Source organism: Vibrio sp. T11.5 (genome assembly GCF_027587155.1).
GTDB lineage: Bacteria > Pseudomonadota > Gammaproteobacteria > Enterobacterales > Vibrionaceae > Vibrio > Vibrio neptunius.
In genome coordinates this window covers 18111-36218 of the sequence record NZ_JAPPTP010000022.1, presented here as the reverse complement: position 1 = coordinate 36218, position 18108 = coordinate 18111, and the positions used below count along the sequence as shown (strand labels likewise).

The following is an 18108-nucleotide window of genomic DNA, read 5'->3' as shown; positions in this document are numbered from 1 at the left end:
AGCGGGGTGATGAGGTCACCCCTATTTATCACTGGACGTCCAGTTCAAATTGACGACGGGCACGACGGGAATCGTCATGGTCGTAAGGCGGCACCTTAAACGTTTGCAATTCACTACTGTCAATAGGCTTAAACGCGGCAATTGGCTGGCAGCCAGCTATCGTGACACGCTCCATATGACGATGATTTGGGTAATAATCATGCACCGCTGCGTGCTGCACTGATCGGTTGTCCCAAAGGACTAACATGTTCGGCTGCCAACGATGGCGATACTGATACTCCAGTACTGACGTAACTTGAAACAGTTGTGCCAGTAGAACATCACTATCTCGTTGACTCATGCCTTGGATTGCTCGAGTGTAGCTTTGATTGATGAACAACGCGCGTTTACCTGTCGTCGGATGGACAGTGACAATAGGGTGCGCAATCGGTGGGTATTCAGCTTCTTTTTGGCGCAGCATTGCTTGGCCCGAAGGCGTATTGGGGAACAGGAACTTATACGGCGAAAAATCGTGGATCGCTGATAATCCCTGAACATACGTCTGCATCTTGGTCGACAAAAAATCGTAGGCGGTGGTCATACTACTGAAGCAAGTGTCGCCTCCTATCTCGGGCACCACGCGAGCATAGAGCATGGTCGCTTTGGGTGGGGCAGCTTTGTAAGACTCATCCGAGTGCCAGCGATCGGTCAAGACAGGCGGGTTACCATCTTTATAATCAAACACAATCAGCTCTGGGTGCTGTTCACTGTTTTCAGCAAAAGGATGCACTGTCAATTGACCAAAATAGCGTCCTACCCGAAGAATATCTTCGGAAGACAACGTCTGATTGGGGAATACCAAAACTTGGTGCTCGGCAAGCGCGTCTTCCAGTTGTTGGATCACATCCGTTGATAACGGTTCATGCATAGAAATACCGCTGATCTGAGCGCCAAAAAATGGGCTGAGTTTAGTCAACGAGAAATTAGGGGTACTGCTCATGTTAGACTCCTTTGGCCATCTCAGGCGATGGGTAAGACGAGGACGAAGTAACGCGACGTGTGGCGCAGACGAATAACAACACGCAACACATCATCATGGGTAAAAACGCGCTGGCAGGCCGTTGCGTTGCGTCCCACCAGACACCACTGACCACAGGCGTGATGACCGCGCAGGTGTAACCAACGGTCAGCATCAATGAAGACACGCGATGCACTTCTTCTTTTGGACTCACTGCACTAGGCAGGCCGAGCATCAGGATCAGCACTATCGCGGAGAAAAAGCCTATCACGGCTGATGCAGCAATCACCGCACTCAATGGCATGATCACCAACAACAGTAGCGCCGCCAACAGCCCAAGTGCAGAGACTAAATAGGGCCAGCGAGCACGTGCCACTGAAGGTTTGGCCAACAAAAGCAGTAAAGAAGCTGGTATTTGACCCAGATTCAATGCGATTAAGGCGCTAGCGATTTGCGACGCCAAGCCAATTTCGTCCAAATACCTTGGTAAGAAGAAATTGGTAGCGAAATAGATTGCACAGACACAGCCCATCATGAGACCTAACTTCCATACCTCGCCTCGTCGGAAATCCGGCCACCAAATGTTTCGTTTTCCATTACGTTGTGCAGCTTGGCTTCCATCTGGTGCACCCAAGTAAAAAACAAACGCAATCATCCATGCGACAGCGCCCCAAGCCATATAGGCCTCTCGCCAACTGCCAAGCCAAGGTACCAAAACAGTGTTAGTTAGCGCGACCGGGAACACTTCCCCACCCAACAGCAGTCCATTGACGTAGATAGCCGTAGCAAACACAACATGTTTGGGATACCAATGGGCTACAATAGTTGGCAGCGCAGGTTGCATCAAGGCAACGCCGAGACCAGTCAGAGCGGTGGCCAGATACAAGAAGGTTGCGCTGTCTGCTTCCCCTCGGAGGGCAGAACCTAGTCCAGTGATGAGCAATCCAACCACCACTGTTTTGACAGCGCCCGTTTTGGTGATCAGCAGAGCACCGAGCATTGCAGCCGCGGCGAATAGCACTGGCGGGATCCCTGAAATCATGCCAACCTGAGTTTCACTTAACCCTAACGTCGCATGGATGTCCGAGATCACGGGTGGTGTAGCTAAGATCGTCAATCGGGTACCTGCTCCGGCCAACCAGAGCAAGAATAGACCTAACCAACCCCTACCCCACTGGGAAATCGGGCCACTATGCGACGGGCTCATGAGACACTCCTTCTGAAGAACGGGGCGCGATGGCGATCGCTTCGCGCTCAACAAACTGTGCCACTTGCTCTTCCGTGAATCCTAACGTTTGGGTGAGCAAATCATAAGTGTGCTCACCATGACCGGGCGCAACAGCTCGCACGGCTGCGCCATCCGGATGGGCACTCATTTGCATTGGTTGGCCCAGTAAGACATAGGATCCCCACTGAGGATGTGTCATAGGGTGGACCATGTTGAGTTCACGCATTTGTGGTTGATTCATGGCTTCCTCTACGCTGAGTACGGGGCCAGATGGGATCCCACGGGCGTTGAGTTTTTCAATAAGCGAAGCACTTTCCCACTGACGTGTCGCCGCATTGATGACCGCCATCAGCCCATGACGATATTGGTGACGGGCTCTCACATCCCGATACTCGGGTTGCTGATCCAGTGGTCCCAATGACAACACCTCACACAACACATGGAACTTATCGTCTTCTGCGGCCGCTAGGGTGATCGTTCCATCCTGAGTATGTACTACGCCCGTCGGCATCAATGTTGGGTGGTCGTTGCCCACACGTTCAGGTTCCTGTCCATCATGGAGCCAACGCGCAACCTGAAAATCCATCATAGCCAAGGTGGATTCAAGTAGTGACGTCGTGACCCACTGACCCTGTTGAGTGCGTTGCCGCTCATACAAGGCCATCAAGACGACGATCGCCAAATTCATACCGGCACTGACGTCCGCCATCGCAACCCCAGTTCGTAGCGGCCCTGACGTATCAGTTCCCGTCACTGACATCAGCCCTGACATACCTTGAATGATTTGGTCAACGGCTGGGCGTGTCGCCAGAGGTCCTTGCTGGCCGAAGCCACTGATACTGCCACAGATGATGGTTGGGTTCAGAGCCTTAAGCGAGGCATAGTCCACTCCAAGACGAAACTTCACTTCAGGACGGAAGTTTTCCAAAACAATATCCGCCTTGGCGACCAAACGCTTGAGGATCGCCTGACCATCGGAAGATTTAAGGTCGACCGATAGGCTCCGCTTGTTACGGTGTAAGTTTTGATAGTCGAAGCCCTCTCTCGGCCCCCCCATGCTGTCACCTAGGTCGGTCGGTTCTTCGATTTTGATCACTGTAGCACCCCAGTCAGCAAGCAGACGCGAAGTAACAGGGCCAGCGCGATGGCGCGTGAGATCAATGACCGTCAGATCAGCCATTGGTAATGCGTTCATAATACGTATCCTTTTCCAATCCTCTATAAGGGGTAGACCAACGAATCGGTGATGACATCTGGTTCGCAAATCACCAACCGCTCCGTGAACCTAGCGTCTTGATCGTCCAAACGCAGCTTGTCATGTGTCGTTACCGTGACCAACAGGCGTGCTTCATCGTGATTGAGGCTCTCATGCACGGATAAGCTAGTGTCAACCGAGACCCACATTACACCACCTTCACGTCGGATGTCCGTGATGTGAATGTAGGACAGAGCGTGCTGTTGGCGGCGTTGACGAAAATAAATTGAGCTCAGTAGAGCACAAGCACGGTCATGAGCCATGCCCTGATTGTCGCAACGAACAAAACACAGGGGCCAACCCCGCTGAAGATTTTCCCGTGACGTGATGCGATAAGAAACGTTAGGGTCAAGCATGTCGACCCACTCCATTAAATGCTGCTGCTCTAAGGCCCGGTGGTACTGGGCATAAAACGCGTTCACACGTTGCTGTACTATCGGTTCAATAGATTTAAGATCCACACGCTATCCCTTTTTGGTAATACCGATAGAAGGCACGGATCGCCGACTCGGTCATCATATGCGGCTCACTGGACTCTCCCTGACTCGCCTCCAAAACGATATTTGAATCTGGACTAGCATGAGCTCCAGCTTGCGTGACCGCCAAGATCTCATTGTCGTCAATAGTCACTAATCCGGCAGGCCCCAGCAGATTGGCTTGACGTAATCGCCGCTCGGTCAAGGCCTGAGGCTCGTCAGCATAACCGAAGAAGGTCCACTCTTTGATACATGCATCAGGGCCGTCTGGGATCACATGACGCATCGCCAAACAATTGAGTTGCTGGAGTAAAATAAGGTTAGGGAAAATTGTCATGATCGCCCCCGTACCATGCTCAAACTCTCGTTCGTGGTCAATAAGTTCCGGAGCCTTCAATCGAACACTCGGAGCGGCCTTTGACTGTTCTTGAGCTTTGAAAGATGCCGTACTAACCAGCACACTATGGGCACCACTCTCACAAACTTCGACATGGGTTTCCTGATCGGATCGCCAAATACCGAAATTCTTAAAAAAAGAGTGCAATAATGCCGCATGAAACGGGTCCTTTACATTCTCTACCTGTAGTTTCCAGTTACAGTTAACTCGATGACGCATTTTGCCCAGTACTTTGAGAGGGCGGCCACTACACACTCGGTCAAAATAAGCCAGCATATTTGGGTCCAAGTAGCGTTCGAAATCGGGCAATGAAAACGAATGACTGGCGAAGATCACGCCATGGCGCACCGTCACATTGAGCCGAGTCATACCATGCTCATGAGGATCAAAGGTGTCGGCCATCCCACCTCGACCATTGATACCATTCTTAAAAGGTATGCCTCTTAGCTCTCCCTTGAGATTGAAGGCCCACTCGTGATATGGACATACGAACACCTTGGTATTGCCGTGAGCGTTATGACACATCTTAGCCCCGCGATGAGGACATCGATTAATCAAAACCTGGATAGTGTCCTCGCGATCGCGAACCACTATCACCGGCGTATCACCAACAAAAGTTTGCCGATAGTCCCCAACATTGGGTAACTCAGCTTCCAGTCCGACATAGTTCCACGTGTCACCTTGGAATAGGCACCTTTGTTCTTGTTGATATTGCTCGGCGCTAGTATAGACGTAAGAGGGCACCCGTCGGGTGCCTTCCTTAGGCCAAGGTTTCATTGTGACGCTCCTGAGACGGCTGGGCTTCTTGGCGCGCGTTATTGGCGTAAACCGTCAAATCGGCGATGCGTGACATCACTGTCATTAGCATTGCCCAGCCTTTGTTCTGGATGTCAAACAGAGCTTGTCCATCATCGACGTCGACTGTTTCGATGAACTCATACCCCATACGAACATGTTCATCATCCAATACGCTGTGCAGATCGAAATGAGCGTGGGTCGACGAATCAGCGAGAGCGGGCTTAACATGTTGATAAAAGAACACAGCCGATGCCTCAACTACCAAGTGAACCAAGACCACTTTTTCCAGTTCACTCGCGGTATGCATCTGACTGACAAACCAGTTACTGGCGGCTTCCAACACTGGATCAAAGACTTCGGCAAAGTCGTCACGGTTAGCTTTCAATTGGCGATTGTGACCCAGTTCATCTTCCAAATGTGACATCGTCATGTGCTCAAAGGTTTTTTCCGTCATCGTCGAAGCACGGGCCAGAACCATTCGCTGAAAGTGATCAGACCAAACTTGAAAGCAGTCAAGGAACTTAGCTTTGGTTTGAGGGTGATCAAGCAGCCCTCGATTGACCAGCGCAAACAGCTTATGCTTGTCAAAACGTTCCATGTAAGCTTCGTTGCGTGTAATCAACTGTGCGCCAACAGTCCCAGACAAAAATTTTTCGACTTGCTCAGGCAAAAATGTCGCCCAAGGGTCGGAGTAATCTTCATACAAACCGCGGCTATCAAACTGTAAGGATAAACCCCAGAACCCATTCGGCTCAGCTCCTTTAAATCCGTGCAAGCGTCCCGGTGGCACCAGTAAGGCATCGCCAGCCGCCATGTCAGCTTCAACATCGCCAGTTGTTCTCGCACCGCCTTCACACATCAAGATCATCGATTCGACCGGATGAATGTGGGGTTCAAGCTCTTCGCCCGCTTCTAGGCGTACCCAAGCCATGGAGACTCGGTTGTCATCCGGCAAGAAATCGAGCAAATGGGGTTGCTTCATAAAATCTTTGACATGTCCTAACCAATGCTCGATGCCGTCTACTTCAATGGTACGAATCGAAGGAATATCGTCGCGCTTGACCAGGGTTACTTCCGTGAGTTTTTTCATAATGGCTTCTTAGTTTTTATTGGGTTGATGAAGAAAATAATTCTCCACATATACACACTGTTGATATGCAACATCATTAACAGGTGGGCAAGCTTATTGATCCGGTTAAATGAAAACAACAATTTATTTATCAGTCATTTAGATCTGTGAAGATCATTATATAAATTTACAAAATTTACATTTTGTTTCATTTTGTTGCATTTAGTTTCTTTTTTGACACACCATTTCAGCACCCTAGTCACTCCCCTGAAAGATAGGTAGAGTGGGATCAACGTAACCTTATCCAGACAACACTCGCGAGTATTTGCGTTCGAATGCGCAATCAAATCCGTCTTCGTAGACAATCAGATGTTTGCAGTCCTCTATTTGACCGATGCTCGTCATTACCTGCCTCTGACAGACAAGCTTTATCGCTTCTTATTGTTGACACTTGAGGACGATGGTTTGGCGCGTATTCACGGCCCTAATGCACATTTTAGGATCCAAACGTACACACAAATACTGGCTTTCTATGTCATATCGCTGGAGGAGCTCACAGCACTCCCAGCTTCATAAAAAACACAAACTCTTTTAATTCAGAAATTTAAAGTGAGGGAATTGCTTTGTTTGTGGCAATTTAAGACAAGTTCATTACACCACCTGCCCGGTAAGATAATTGCAGTGACGATGAACGAAGCGCAAGCCGCCTCCCCTCCTTATGCTTTTTGACACAGAGTGACCCTATGTCACTGAAATAGGGGCTCCATGCCATAGAGGAATATTAAACGCCCACCGGACAAGAAGAAGGCGCACGCCTTGACAATCTGACCCTGTCACTCAAGTGCTTTCTCATTCGGAGCAAGTGGCTGGATACGCACGGCAAACGGCGTCTTAAACAGCAAACACAGTCCTTACTGCGCGAAGAAACCCGCTTTTGTCAGCTCACCCATAACTAAGCCGCAGAAGCGGTTATCGACACTTTGCCTGGTTTGTTGACCCTCAAAGCTAGAGAGTTTCTAGAGCATCACGATGGAAGGCCATCTGGCCAAAATCAGTCTGGCTGGACCCAAAGTTTGGAGAAATCACACCAACCTATCGAGTTAATTTCGACCCCTTGTACCCGAGAAGGTACCGTCAGTGTAAGATCTTCTGATTGGAAAATAATCAAGACGTTCTGCTCATTCAAACGCTGAAGCAAGTGGTCCAATTGCCTAGCTTGGTCGGCCCGAGATGACGAACGTCGCACTTGAGATAATGTTGAAGATAAGTCGGCATATTGAGACAACGACAGTGTCGATTGCCAGTAAGGATAGAGTTTAAAAAAAGCCAGTAAGCTTGTGATACGATCACCTTCTCTTCGTATACCTCCAATGGTCATATCCTGCTTGGGCTGTGTGTGTCCATACGCCACTTCTCGCCCGTGAGGCACATGACCCATTTGAGGCCCGACTCCAATCATCCTGCGGGCAAACGATCGATTCTCATTGTTGTTCTCATAAGTGAACAACACGGGAAAAGGCCACATAAGGTTTGGTGGAGTATCGTGTTGAAATAATGCAGAAAGCGCCTCTTTTAGCGACCTACTTTGCAACTCAGCGTGGTTGAACAACATGAAGAAGTCACCAATCTCATTGGTCGAGACGGTATACGTGTCTTCTTCACCATCAAGAAAGAAAAAGTTCTCTGCACACTTTTTATTCGCGCCCCACTCTGGGTGGATCCACATTTCGATCTTTTCCACACGAGCACAAGTTCCACTATAGATCGGGTGCCTCACCAAACGCAGAAGCTTGTCGGAGTGGACACTTACTTTAAATGGGCCCGAACCAATAGCTTGAAACTGCTCTTTGGGCTGTGACAACTGTTGTCGGGACAAAATGGACGCTTCTGAACGACTCAGCAAAAACGGTAAATGAGGATCGGGTGAGTCTAAAATAATGACTACACTATATTGGGATGTCGGCGTTACCTGCACGACATGATCATACAACCTTCGCCAATAAGGTAAACATACCAACCCTTGCAAGCTATCCGCCACATCATGAGCAGTTACGTGAGTGTGATCGTGAAAGGTCGCAGAGGAACAAAGGTAAAAAGTCCATCTTGTGGCATCTTGCTCACTCTTCCACGCGTGGGCCAGATTGCCCACCACTTTTTCGCCTTCAACGTTGACCAAAGTTTGAAACACTTCATGGATCAGGTGGCGCTCCGTTCGCTCGGTGGCATGATGCGGATGAAGCCACTCTATTTTTCGGTGAAATGGCGCATACACAGCGGCCTCGTTTTGTCGGGAAGTGCACTCCAAATAGCGTTTGAGTTCGCTTGCCACGTCACGCCTATTAAACCCCAATAATTGATGAGCCTGTTGATACCGCTCCTCCTGTATCGCCTGCTCGACTTGTTGATAGCAAGCTTCCATCGGCTCTAACAAACAATGTAGCTCCCCTTTATGCCCTCGCCCCCGAATCGGGGACCAAGTTAGCCACTGGCAATCTGTCATTTGTTTGAGGAGAGTACGGGCATGACGATCACTACATTTAAACGCTTCGGCTATGTATTCGATGGTCGTCTTCGTCTGCCCAGGTCCCATCTTTTGAAACAGGTATTCGTAACGTTCAAGTTTGCGTTTGTTCATCAATGACCTTTGGTGCAGTTAGAGTTTCCCCCGGCAAGCGGAGTCGCCATGGAGTTCGGCTCGACATTCTGCCAAAACTGGTCAGTTTGAAAAAGTTCATTAAGTCGATGAACTCTCTGGGCGGGCGTCAGATAAAAGAGCCTAGCCCACAATCCAGTGGTTTTTTCTTCTTTATAGGTCGATTGGATAAAATGTGCCAAGTAGTCATGAAGAGTCATTCTGCTGTGTCCTTGAATAAACGATGAGCCGAGAATAAACCATATTTAGCGAGCTAAAATCGGAACAAAGGGCTGGTCTATTCCGGTTTTACGCGACGTCAGCAATAAAGGCTGATGTTCGACATTTCCTCAGTTAGTTTTGCACAGGCTGATTAGGTTATACTAGCGTGTCAGAACAATAGGCGACCGACAACTGGTTCGTTATATACCGACCGGGTACCTCGACAGTGAAGTTAACTCATTTCAAACATCAAATCCGCCGTGGACCGGACTACCGACATGGCGAACCTGCAACGTTTCAGGACATCCAACACACCTTTGAGATGGGCAACCTACGGGTTGGCCGTTGGGTGACACAAGAAGAAAAAGCGCTTGCGGCCAATCTTATCTACGACTCTCTGGCGGACTTGGCCTATCTACTCGCCCTTCCACCACATGCCATTGGCCTGCGCGGTACGTTGAACTTCGCCTTTGGCACTGGCGGACGTCAGGGCGTACAAGCCCACTACGATCCTTACCGACGTGAGCTTGCCTTAGCCAAGAATGCCGGCGCGGGCGCGTTAGCGCATGAATTTTGGCACGCCTTCGACCATTATATTGCGGACAAGGCTTTTGACATTGATACATCAAAGTCGCACCCGAAGTTTGCCAGTGACTGTTGGCTCGAAGACCAACCTCCGATCGCACACCCCCTCAATGACAGACTGATGGCTCTGTTCTCCGTCACCATGCTGAGTGAAGACACCCTCGACAAACACGACTATGTCACACGAAGTGTTCACGCTGATCGCGCATTAGCCCAGCGGTATTTTTCTGCGCCTACTGAGATGATGGCCCGTGCGTTTGAGTCGGCGATTGAATCGTGTGCTGAAATTAACAATGCCTACCTTGTGGCTGGAACCACCAACAAGGATGTGCTGCCCGTGTATCCTGACTTCAGACATCGGCAGACTATCTATCAGGGATTACAAGCCTATTTTACGCAACTCGGAGGGGCGCTCAGCCGCTGACCATATTGCGCTGAGAGTATAAACGTCTCAGTGAGGCGCCAGCAAAAAGTGATGGGATTGGTTTAACCATCTGATTTGCCCGCTATTGTGGGTTTGGTGCTTAAAACCGGTAGTAAGCCAATACGTTACTGAGCAAAAACAAGACTTCTATCACCACAGTATTTTGAGACATATCCAGCTAATCGTGACGACACCAAACTGTGACCAATCTGGCGATTTTAGTGAGATCGGGGATACTTCTCTTCTGCGCAGTTATTGATCGCGCGCGCCCATCTCTCTCACATAAAGTGAACCCGATCAGGGCACATTGGGGGCCCCTCTCGCCTTTCGTGATTAACGCTTAAATTATGAACACAAAACATACGAATTGATTATTAATCATGCAAAATAGGAAACATGTTGAACACAAAGACACGCCCCCTGTCTCTTAAGTTCATAACCTCTGCAACCATAACAAACCCTGTGCCAGCGCGTTTCGGCGAAGTGGCCTGAGGATAATATGCAGCGTGTTCGACAGCCTATATCCAATAACTTTATGAATGAGAGAACTATGAAAAAAACAACCTTTATTGCACTGGCTGTGAGCTCAGGTCTTGCTCTCAGCACAGTGACCCATGCTGCCACCCCAAAAACTGCTTTTGTTCACCTGTTCGAATGGGGCTGGGAAGACATCGCCAAAGAATGTGAAACCTTTCTTGGGCCAAAAGGGTTCGCGGCGGTGCAAGTGTCACCACCAAACACAACGCTATCAGGCAACCAATGGTGGACACGTTATCAGCCAGTCAGTTATGCGTTCAACAGCCGAAGCGGCGATCGTGCCCAGTTTCAAAGCATGGTTCAGCGTTGCAAAGCGGCTGGGGTCGATATCTATCTGGATGCCGTGATTAACCATATGGCGGCTTGGAACCGCTCGTTTCCGGATGTACCCTACAGCAGTAACGACTTCCATACTTGTACCAGTAGCGATATCGACTATAGCAACCGCTGGCAAGTGCAAAACTGTGACCTGGTCGGTCTCAATGATTTGAAAACGGAGTCGGAGTATGTCCGCCAAAAGATAGCCGACTACATGAATGACGCTATTAGCATGGGAGTCACGGGTTTTCGTATTGATGCGGCCAAACATATCCCTGCCAGCGATATTGAGGCAATAAAGAACAAGCTCAACGGCAATCCCTATTTATTTCAAGAAGTTATTGGAGCCGCCTCAGAGCCAGTTAAACCATCCGAGTACGCGCACATTGGTCAGGTGACCGAATTTGATTTCGCACGACGCGTTGGGCCAGCATTTAGAAATAGCAACATCGCGAGCCTCCGTCATATCGGACAACAGCTCGAGCTATCAAGTGATACTGCCGTCACCTTCGTGACCAACCATGATGAAGAAAGACACAACCCTAATGGTCCAATCTGGCATGGCGTATCAGGCAATGGGTATTACTTAGCCAATATCTTCACACTGGCTTACCCTTATGGTTATCCTAAAGTGATGTCGGGCTACTTCTTTGGAGGAGATTTTGATGCAGGCCCACCAAGTCAGGGGGTTCATACCGGTGATGCTTGTGGTTTCAACGGCGGAAGTTGGGTCTGTGAACACCAATGGCGAGGTATCGCCAACATGGTCGCATTTCGAAACCACACAGCGGCAGAATGGAAAGTGACCGATTGGTGGCAAAACGGCAACGACCAGATTGCCTTTGGGCGTGGAGGCCTTGGCTACGTGGTGATCAACAAACGCCATGATAGCCCTCTGTCTCAACGTTTGTACACTGGCCTCCCTGACAATGTCTACTGCAACATCATTGATGCAGACTACAACCAACAGACTGGACAATGTTTAGGTGCACCAGATGCGAAAGGGCCAACAACGATAACCGTCAGCGGTGGCTATGCAGACTTCTCAGTTGCTGGCGATCACGCTGCCGCTCTTCATGTAGGCGCAGTGGTAGGAAATACCTGTACAGACTGTGATCCGGACACAGACCCCGATCCCGTCACTGAACAGGAGATCTGTTTTGATAACGCCCAACACTTTGCTTCGCCAACGCTTTACTATTGGAATGTCAGCGCAGACTCGACTATCGACAACGCAACATGGCCAGGAGTAGTGATGCAGCGTAAAAACGGCGTGTATTGCCACGACTTCGGTCAACCCATCAGTCGTGCTCAGGTTATCTTTAGTGATCAGGGGGCGCAACAAACGGACGATCTGACAGCATCTCAAGGAGCATTTTGCTATGCCTCCGGCAACTGGGTACCGCTCAGTCAGTGTAGCCAAGCTGGCAATGATGTGTGGTATTTTCGTGGCACTCCCAACCAATGGGGCCTCACTCAATTAAGCTACGATGCCGCCACCCAGAAGTATGTCACGACCCAGTCATTCAGTGGAGAGGAGAGTCCGGCCCGTTTTAAAATTGATAACGGTAGTTGGACAGACGCATACCCTAGCACTGATTACCTTGTCAGCGATCACACCTCCTACCGGATTTCATTCGATAGCGACACCAAAGTGATCACCGTCACCGAGCAGAACTGATCCACAACTGGGCTTCCGTTTACCAACAAACGGAAGCCTTTGTTGGTGATATGACAACTGGCCAGTTTCGAGTTTCACTGTTACTCACGAGTCAAATGACGCAGTCAAGCTGACGACATGTACCAATCTAACAGGTGCAATGGTACCCTATGCTTTCGTCATCACGCGGACAGCACTAACTTGCCATGAACACCAGAACCGTGATCCCTAATGTTCAACTCAAGCTTGAACAACCTTGTCAAGCCATTGAGATTTCCGGTCAGCAAGAAGGCCCATTTCTTGAGCCTCATCGCCACGACTACTGGGAACTAGTGTGGTGCCAAGAAAACCAAGGCACACAGAGTATCGATTTCATTGAGTATGATAATCGTCGCCACCGTTTCTTCACCATAGCACCGGGACAGGTACACTTCTCTGAATCTATGGGCAACAACGTCCGTTTGCTCGTGTTTGCATCGGGTTTAATCGACAACCAATCGCGCGGCACTCACTTGATCGACCAAGTGTTTAGACCTCATAGTGGCCAGCCTCCTTATATTGATTGCCACGAAGAAGCCCTTATCTATTTGTCGCCGTTGTTCCATATGTTGAAAGAAGAGTGTAAACGCGACCAAGAGTTAATTGATCTGGGGTTGATCAGTGCCCTTATCGAAGGTTTTTTACGCTATTTACTGCGCTACGCCAGTTTCAAAAACGAGCAAGGAAAACTTCGCGATCCGAGGATTAATCAATTATTCGCTCTCATCGAACAACACTATCGAACGGAGAAAAAGTGCGCATTTTATGCCGATAAAATGGCTCTTACTAGTAAACGTCTCAACGAGCTCCTCAAAGCTGAGCGAGGCAAAACTTTGACACAATTGATTCATGAGCGACTTATCCTTGAAGCTAACCGAGACTTGGCACATTCAACCAAGACCATCAAAACCATCGGCCTCGAATTGGGTTTTGAAGATCCAGCGTATTTTAGCCGCTTCTATCGTAAACAGAGGAAGGAGTCACCGGCCAAATTTAGACTAAGATGTTCAAATAATACAACATAAAAGGCGTATCGTCCCTTACCTGAATAAGAAGATGTACTGATAATACCCGTCCACGTATCCAACATTCTCGGGCACTTTGTACATTATGACCATTGATCTAAAAACGAACCCAGTTTCCACATCTTTCTATCAGTACCTCTGGCCAGCTCTCGCTGGCATGTTAATAAAGTCTCTGTTCATCATGGGCGATGCACTCGTGATCGGTATAGGGGTCGGAGCGGATGGATTGGGCGCGATCGCTCTCATAACCCCTCCTTTCGCACTGTTTACCGCCATTGCAATGATGGTTGGCATCGGTGGCGCAGCCAACATGTCGATCGAACAAGGCGCAGGTAAGACACAATCCCAGCAAATCTGGTTTAACCAATCCCTATTGCTCGTTATCTGGCTCTCTGGCATTGCTGTGATTGGCGCCATGATCTGGCTAGACGAACTGATTGCTCTCACTGGTGCATCGGGTCATATCGCGTACTTGGCCCATGAATATATGTCCGCCATGCTACCGTTTTTTGTGGTCTACTCACTGGCTTGGGTGTTATCGAGTTTTGTCCGCAATGATACTAACCCCAAGTTGGCGACCTACGCTTTGTCGCTTGGAGCCATCGTCAATTTGATTCTCGATTACCTGTTTATCATCCCAATGAATATGGGTATGAAAGGCGCCGCTTATGGCACCGCCATTGCTCAAACTCTGATCGTCTTCATTCTTCTTAGTCACTTCGTGCGACAACAAGGAACGCTAAAGCTTAACCTGCAAGGCATAGGAATCAGTAGAGCAAAAGCGATTATCAGTCTTGGTACTCCGACATTCTTTATAGAAGTTACTACCGCCATGACCATAGTGTTGTTTAACTACGTCCTGCTCACCCGATTTAGCGAACGTCATATCATCGCCTACGGCTTAACGACCAATATCGGCGTGTTCGCTCTGTTTACGATGGTGGGGATTGCTCAAGCTTGTCAGCCTATAATTAGCTTTAATCACGGTGCAAATCGTCCTGATCGCCTTCATGACATTTTGCTATTAGGAGGCAAAACTGCTATCGGAAGTGGTACTCTATTTTTGTTAGGTATCTGGCTGTTCGCTCCTGTGATTGCATCGTTTTATTTAGGCAGCACAAACGACTTACTTCCTCTTGCAACTACAGCCCTTACATTCTACTTCTTCGGCGTCCCACTCATGGGACTGAATATGGTCATCGCCAATCTGTTCCAAGCCACCGCAAGGCCTAAACAGGCAACACTGATCTCGGTAAGCCGAGGCTTCATATTTGTGCTGCTCGGCGTTTTCCTGCTGCCCGTGGTATTTCCTCACGACGGTATATGGGCTAGCGTTCTATTTGCTGAATCAATCACCGCTGTGATCAGCCTATCCTTGTTATCCAAGTATTGTCCGAAGAAACGATGGTTTATTCGCTATATGCATAGGTAACACGGTCGAGTTGGTTATTTTCATTCCGTGCGTCATCGGGAAGACGTTGCTAAGCCTCGGCCAAATTGCAAGCTCTTAGGTACCTTGCGTCGCCATGAACTGCACGCTTGTACTGAAAAAATCCCTTTCGTCACCATTTTTTGGGGACATTACTTTAATTTTATACATTTATTATGAAGGTGATTTAATAATATAAATAATTGAAACACATGGACAAATTAATTATCACCGCCGCAGTTAACGGCGGTATAACCCCAAGAAGTAAGCAACCCGCTATTCCACACACCCCGAAGGAGATTGCTGACGCTGTCGTGCAATGCAGCCAAGCGGGGGCAAGTGTGGCACACATTCACGCTCGGGATGACGCCGGCCGGCCCAGCTACGACCAATCGGTGTGGCGCGAAATCATAGAACGCATCCGCGAGCGTTCTGACATCCTTCTCAACCTCAGTACATCGGGCTTAAACCTACCCCAAGATAGACCGGAAGAAGATGCTTGGAACCACCTCGAGTATCGTCCAGAAATCGCCTCTTTCAACTGTGGCTCGGTCAATCATGGTGATAAACCTTTCATTAATAGTCCCGCATTGGCAAAAAAACTCGCGCTGGCACTCAAAGCCCATCAGGTCACACCGGAGATTGAAATCTACCATTCTGGTGTCATCCACGAAGCTGTCACGCTCCAGCAACAAGGTTACCTTGGCGAGAAATTAATGTTTGCCTTTGCGATGGGAATTCACGGCGGGGTACGCCCAACCTGCAAAGATTTGCTTCATCTGGTGGATAGCCTGCCAGCCAACAGTCTTTGGTCAGCCATCGGCATCGGTCAAGCACAGCTGCCGCTCAACACTTATTCGATTTTACTCGGCGGCCATGTGCGTACGGGGCTCGAGGACAACATCTACTATCGCAAAGGTGAACTCGCCACCAGCAACGCCCAGCTAGTCGACCGTATTGTCCGGCTATCTCACGAACTGGGCAGAGATGTTGCCACCGTGGATGACGCCAAAGCCCTATTAGGCCTCAGTAACACCCAAACCGCCCCTATCGCAGCAATGACACTTTAACCCAAAGACAAGGAATGACGATTGTGTTACCCCTTCAAACTGACATTCACCCGTATACACTGAGCACAGCAGGAGCACCGTTGAGTGACGATAACCCTGTCGTGATCCTTTTGCATGGTCGCCGACAAACCGAAGACGATATGGCGACTCTGATTGATAAATTAGCTCTGACGGAAGCGACGTACTATCTACCTAGTGCGCCAGAGACTACTTGGTATCCACGTGGATTCACTCGCGAGCTCAACGACAACCAGCCTCAATTGGATCAAGGATTAGAGGTCATCGATCAGATCCTTCAAGCCATACTCTCACAAGGGGTCAAAAGGCAGCGGATCTGGATCATAGGCTTTTCTCAAGGTGCATGCATGGCCGCCGAGTTCGTTCGACGCGCGTTGCAACCATTGGGCGGTGCCATTGTGTTCACTGGTGGCCTGTTTGGTCCAGAGTGTCCTGTGGCCTCCGCTCCGAAGCCAGTATTTGAAGGCATGCCTATGTTGCTATCAGGTAGTCACACTGATACTTGGGTCCCCGCCGAACGCGTGACGCAAACGGCCACCTACTTTGACCAACTCGGTGCACAGGTTCATCTTGAGATCGCGAGCGAACGCGCGCATCACGTCAGTCAAGCGGAAATCGAACTTGCCAGAGGCTTGATCACCGCGTGCTATGCGCCAGCAGATGAGGAGGTTGCCCATGTCTAATGCTTACCTGTGTGACTTCGTCAGAACCCCGATCGGTCGATATGCCGGCGCCTTATCCTCGATCCGAGCTGATGATCTCGCAGCGATTCCCTTAAAAGCACTCACTGAGCGTCATACCACGGTCGATTGGCGCCGTGTCGACGATGTTATTTTAGGCTGTGCGAATCAAGCAGGCGAAGATAACCGTAATGTGGCACGGATGAGTTTACTGCTTGCCGGACTGGACACTGAAGTACCGGGTTCTACCGTCAACCGACTATGTGCCTCTGGGATGGAAGCAGTATCCACGGCCGCGAGGGCCATTAAATCGGGCGAAGCCAACCTTATCATTGCCGGAGGAGTCGAATCAATGTCACGCGCTCCTTACGTAATGGGAAAAACCGATGCTCCGTTCGCACGCAACGCTGAACTCTATGACACCACCATGGGTTGGCGTTTTATCAACGCTAAGCTAGAAGCGCAGTATGGCGCATGCACAATGCCAGAAACGGCAGAAAACCTTGCCATTAAATTTGGCATCAGCCGACACGAGCAGGATCTATTTGCTCGCTCAAGTCAGACCAAATACGCGGCGGCGCAAGAACGCGGCTTCTTCTGCAACGAAATCGTGCCAACCGAGGTACAGCGTCGGCGTCAAGATCCGTTAGTGGTCGATACTGATGAACATCCTAGGCTATCTACTCTCGAGACTTTAGCCAAACTTAAACCCGTCGTGCAGGCACATGGCACTGTTACGGCGGGCAACGCATCTGGCATTAACGATGGAGCCGCAGCACTCTTAATTGCCTCAGAGTCAGCACTGAGCGAACACCAATTGACGCCCAAGGCACGCATCGTCGCCACGGCCTGCGCGGGCGTAGAACCCAGCATAATGGGCTTTGGTCCAGCACCGGCGATAAAAAAGGTGTTGGAACTGACTCAACTATCTCTTGACCAAATGGATGTGATTGAGCTCAACGAAGCCTTTGCATCTCAAGTGATCTCCGTGGTCAAACATTTAGGCATTAGTCCTGATGATCCACGCCTCAACCCCAATGGTGGCGCGATCGCACTCGGCCATCCTCTAGGCATGAGCGGGGCTCGGGTGATTGGAACGGCGATGAATCAGTTGGCCTCGCAAAAGGGAAGATATGCACTATGTAGTCTGTGTATCGGCGTCGGCCAAGGCATGGCCATGATCATCGAGCGCATCTGATTTTTGCTCTTATTCGGGCGACGTCATGGCCTTGGAGCCTTTCGTCGCCTT

Annotated in this window: 15 protein-coding genes; 8 read left to right on the top strand and 7 right to left on the bottom strand. The window is 49.6% G+C overall.

What is annotated here, in order from left to right:
* Nucleotides 1-28: 28 nt before the first annotated feature.
* From OH455_RS18390 to OH455_RS18365, 6 genes are read right to left on the bottom strand one after another with little or no spacing between them, the layout of a single operon-like run.
* Nucleotides 29-979: a TauD/TfdA dioxygenase family protein gene (locus tag OH455_RS18390; protein WP_269982349.1), complete on the bottom strand. Its 951-nt coding sequence runs from the start codon at nt 977-979 to the stop codon at nt 29-31.
* A gap of 1 nt (nt 980) precedes the next feature.
* On the bottom strand, nt 981-2204 hold the full coding sequence (locus OH455_RS18385) for an MFS transporter (RefSeq protein WP_269982348.1): 1224 nt from the start codon (nt 2202-2204) through the stop codon (nt 981-983).
* On the bottom strand, nt 2188-3420 hold the full coding sequence (locus tag OH455_RS18380) for a CaiB/BaiF CoA transferase family protein (protein ID WP_269982347.1): 1233 nt from the start codon (nt 3418-3420) through the stop codon (nt 2188-2190). Before OH455_RS18380 ends, OH455_RS18385 begins: the two co-directional genes overlap by 17 nt.
* A gap of 23 nt (nt 3421-3443) precedes the next feature.
* Complete coding sequence (locus OH455_RS18375; protein ID WP_206375392.1) at nt 3444-3941, bottom strand: aromatic-ring-hydroxylating dioxygenase subunit beta; 498 nt, start codon at nt 3939-3941, stop codon at nt 3444-3446.
* On the bottom strand, nt 3931-5130 hold the full coding sequence (locus OH455_RS18370) for an aromatic ring-hydroxylating oxygenase subunit alpha (RefSeq protein WP_269982346.1): 1200 nt from the start codon (nt 5128-5130) through the stop codon (nt 3931-3933). Before OH455_RS18370 ends, OH455_RS18375 begins: the two co-directional genes overlap by 11 nt.
* A complete protein-coding gene (locus OH455_RS18365; protein WP_269982345.1) occupies nt 5114-6241 on the bottom strand; it encodes a cupin domain-containing protein in 1128 nt (375 codons plus the stop codon). The genes OH455_RS18370 and OH455_RS18365 overlap by 17 nt, the downstream gene beginning before the upstream one ends.
* Before the next feature lie 348 nt (nt 6242-6589).
* Between OH455_RS18365 and OH455_RS18360 the strand changes: the two genes are divergently transcribed.
* Nucleotides 6590-6796 (top strand): hypothetical protein, encoded by a 207-nt coding sequence (locus tag OH455_RS18360; RefSeq protein WP_269982344.1) that lies wholly within the window; start codon nt 6590-6592, stop codon nt 6794-6796.
* 475 nt (nt 6797-7271) lie between these two features.
* On the opposite strand, the gene OH455_RS18355 is transcribed toward OH455_RS18360, so the two are convergent.
* Entirely contained in the window at nt 7272-8855 is a 1584-nt protein-coding gene (locus OH455_RS18355) for an SgrR family transcriptional regulator (RefSeq protein WP_269982343.1), read from the bottom strand.
* Between the two features lie 445 nt (nt 8856-9300).
* Between OH455_RS18355 and OH455_RS18350 the strand changes: the two genes are divergently transcribed.
* The 7 genes from OH455_RS18350 (at nt 9301) to pcaF (ending at nt 18057) form a co-directional block, all read left to right on the top strand.
* On the top strand, nt 9301-10083 hold the full coding sequence (locus tag OH455_RS18350) for a CLCA_X family protein (RefSeq protein WP_269982342.1): 783 nt from the start codon (nt 9301-9303) through the stop codon (nt 10081-10083).
* Between the two features lie 550 nt (nt 10084-10633).
* Nucleotides 10634-12619 (top strand): starch-binding protein, encoded by a 1986-nt coding sequence (locus tag OH455_RS18345; protein ID WP_269982341.1) that lies wholly within the window; start codon nt 10634-10636, stop codon nt 12617-12619.
* Between the two features lie 185 nt (nt 12620-12804).
* Entirely contained in the window at nt 12805-13662 is an 858-nt protein-coding gene (locus tag OH455_RS18340) for a helix-turn-helix domain-containing protein (protein WP_206375387.1), read from the top strand.
* A gap of 85 nt (nt 13663-13747) precedes the next feature.
* Nucleotides 13748-15094 (top strand): MATE family efflux transporter, encoded by a 1347-nt coding sequence (locus OH455_RS18335; RefSeq protein ID WP_269982340.1) that lies wholly within the window; start codon nt 13748-13750, stop codon nt 15092-15094.
* Between the two features lie 209 nt (nt 15095-15303).
* Nucleotides 15304-16161, top strand: coding sequence for a 3-keto-5-aminohexanoate cleavage protein (locus OH455_RS18330; RefSeq protein ID WP_269982339.1), 858 nt, complete (start codon nt 15304-15306; stop codon nt 16159-16161).
* A gap of 14 nt (nt 16162-16175) precedes the next feature.
* Nucleotides 16176-16862: an alpha/beta hydrolase gene (locus OH455_RS18325; protein ID WP_269982338.1), complete on the top strand. Its 687-nt coding sequence runs from the start codon at nt 16176-16178 to the stop codon at nt 16860-16862.
* On the top strand, nt 16855-18057 hold the full coding sequence (gene pcaF, locus OH455_RS18320; RefSeq protein ID WP_269982337.1) for a 3-oxoadipyl-CoA thiolase: 1203 nt from the start codon (nt 16855-16857) through the stop codon (nt 18055-18057). The genes OH455_RS18325 and pcaF overlap by 8 nt, the downstream gene beginning before the upstream one ends.
* The last annotated feature ends 51 nt before the right edge of the window (nt 18058-18108 follow it).

What these genes read in the sequence shown, in the direction of transcription:
- OH455_RS18390 (WP_269982349.1), bottom strand. Translation starts at nt 979, where the DNA reads ATGAGCAGTACCCCTAATTTCTCGTTGACTAAACTCAGCCCATTTTTT.
- OH455_RS18385 (WP_269982348.1), bottom strand. Translation starts at nt 2,204, where the DNA reads ATGAGCCCGTCGCATAGTGGCCCGATTTCCCAGTGGGGTAGGGGTTGG.
- OH455_RS18380 (WP_269982347.1), bottom strand. Translation starts at nt 3,420, where the DNA reads ATGAACGCATTACCAATGGCTGATCTGACGGTCATTGATCTCACGCGC.
- OH455_RS18370 (WP_269982346.1), bottom strand. Translation starts at nt 5,130, where the DNA reads ATGAAACCTTGGCCTAAGGAAGGCACCCGACGGGTGCCCTCTTACGTC.
- OH455_RS18365 (WP_269982345.1), bottom strand. Translation starts at nt 6,241, where the DNA reads ATGAAAAAACTCACGGAAGTAACCCTGGTCAAGCGCGACGATATTCCT.
- OH455_RS18360 (WP_269982344.1), top strand. Translation starts at nt 6,590, where the DNA reads ATGTTTGCAGTCCTCTATTTGACCGATGCTCGTCATTACCTGCCTCTG.
- OH455_RS18355 (WP_269982343.1), bottom strand. Translation starts at nt 8,855, where the DNA reads ATGAACAAACGCAAACTTGAACGTTACGAATACCTGTTTCAAAAGATG.
- OH455_RS18345 (WP_269982341.1), top strand. Translation starts at nt 10,634, where the DNA reads ATGAAAAAAACAACCTTTATTGCACTGGCTGTGAGCTCAGGTCTTGCT.
- OH455_RS18340 (WP_206375387.1), top strand. Translation starts at nt 12,805, where the DNA reads ATGAACACCAGAACCGTGATCCCTAATGTTCAACTCAAGCTTGAACAA.
- OH455_RS18335 (WP_269982340.1), top strand. Translation starts at nt 13,748, where the DNA reads ATGACCATTGATCTAAAAACGAACCCAGTTTCCACATCTTTCTATCAG.
- OH455_RS18330 (WP_269982339.1), top strand. Translation starts at nt 15,304, where the DNA reads ATGGACAAATTAATTATCACCGCCGCAGTTAACGGCGGTATAACCCCA.
- OH455_RS18325 (WP_269982338.1), top strand. Translation starts at nt 16,176, where the DNA reads ATGACGATTGTGTTACCCCTTCAAACTGACATTCACCCGTATACACTG.
- pcaF (WP_269982337.1), top strand. Translation starts at nt 16,855, where the DNA reads ATGTCTAATGCTTACCTGTGTGACTTCGTCAGAACCCCGATCGGTCGA.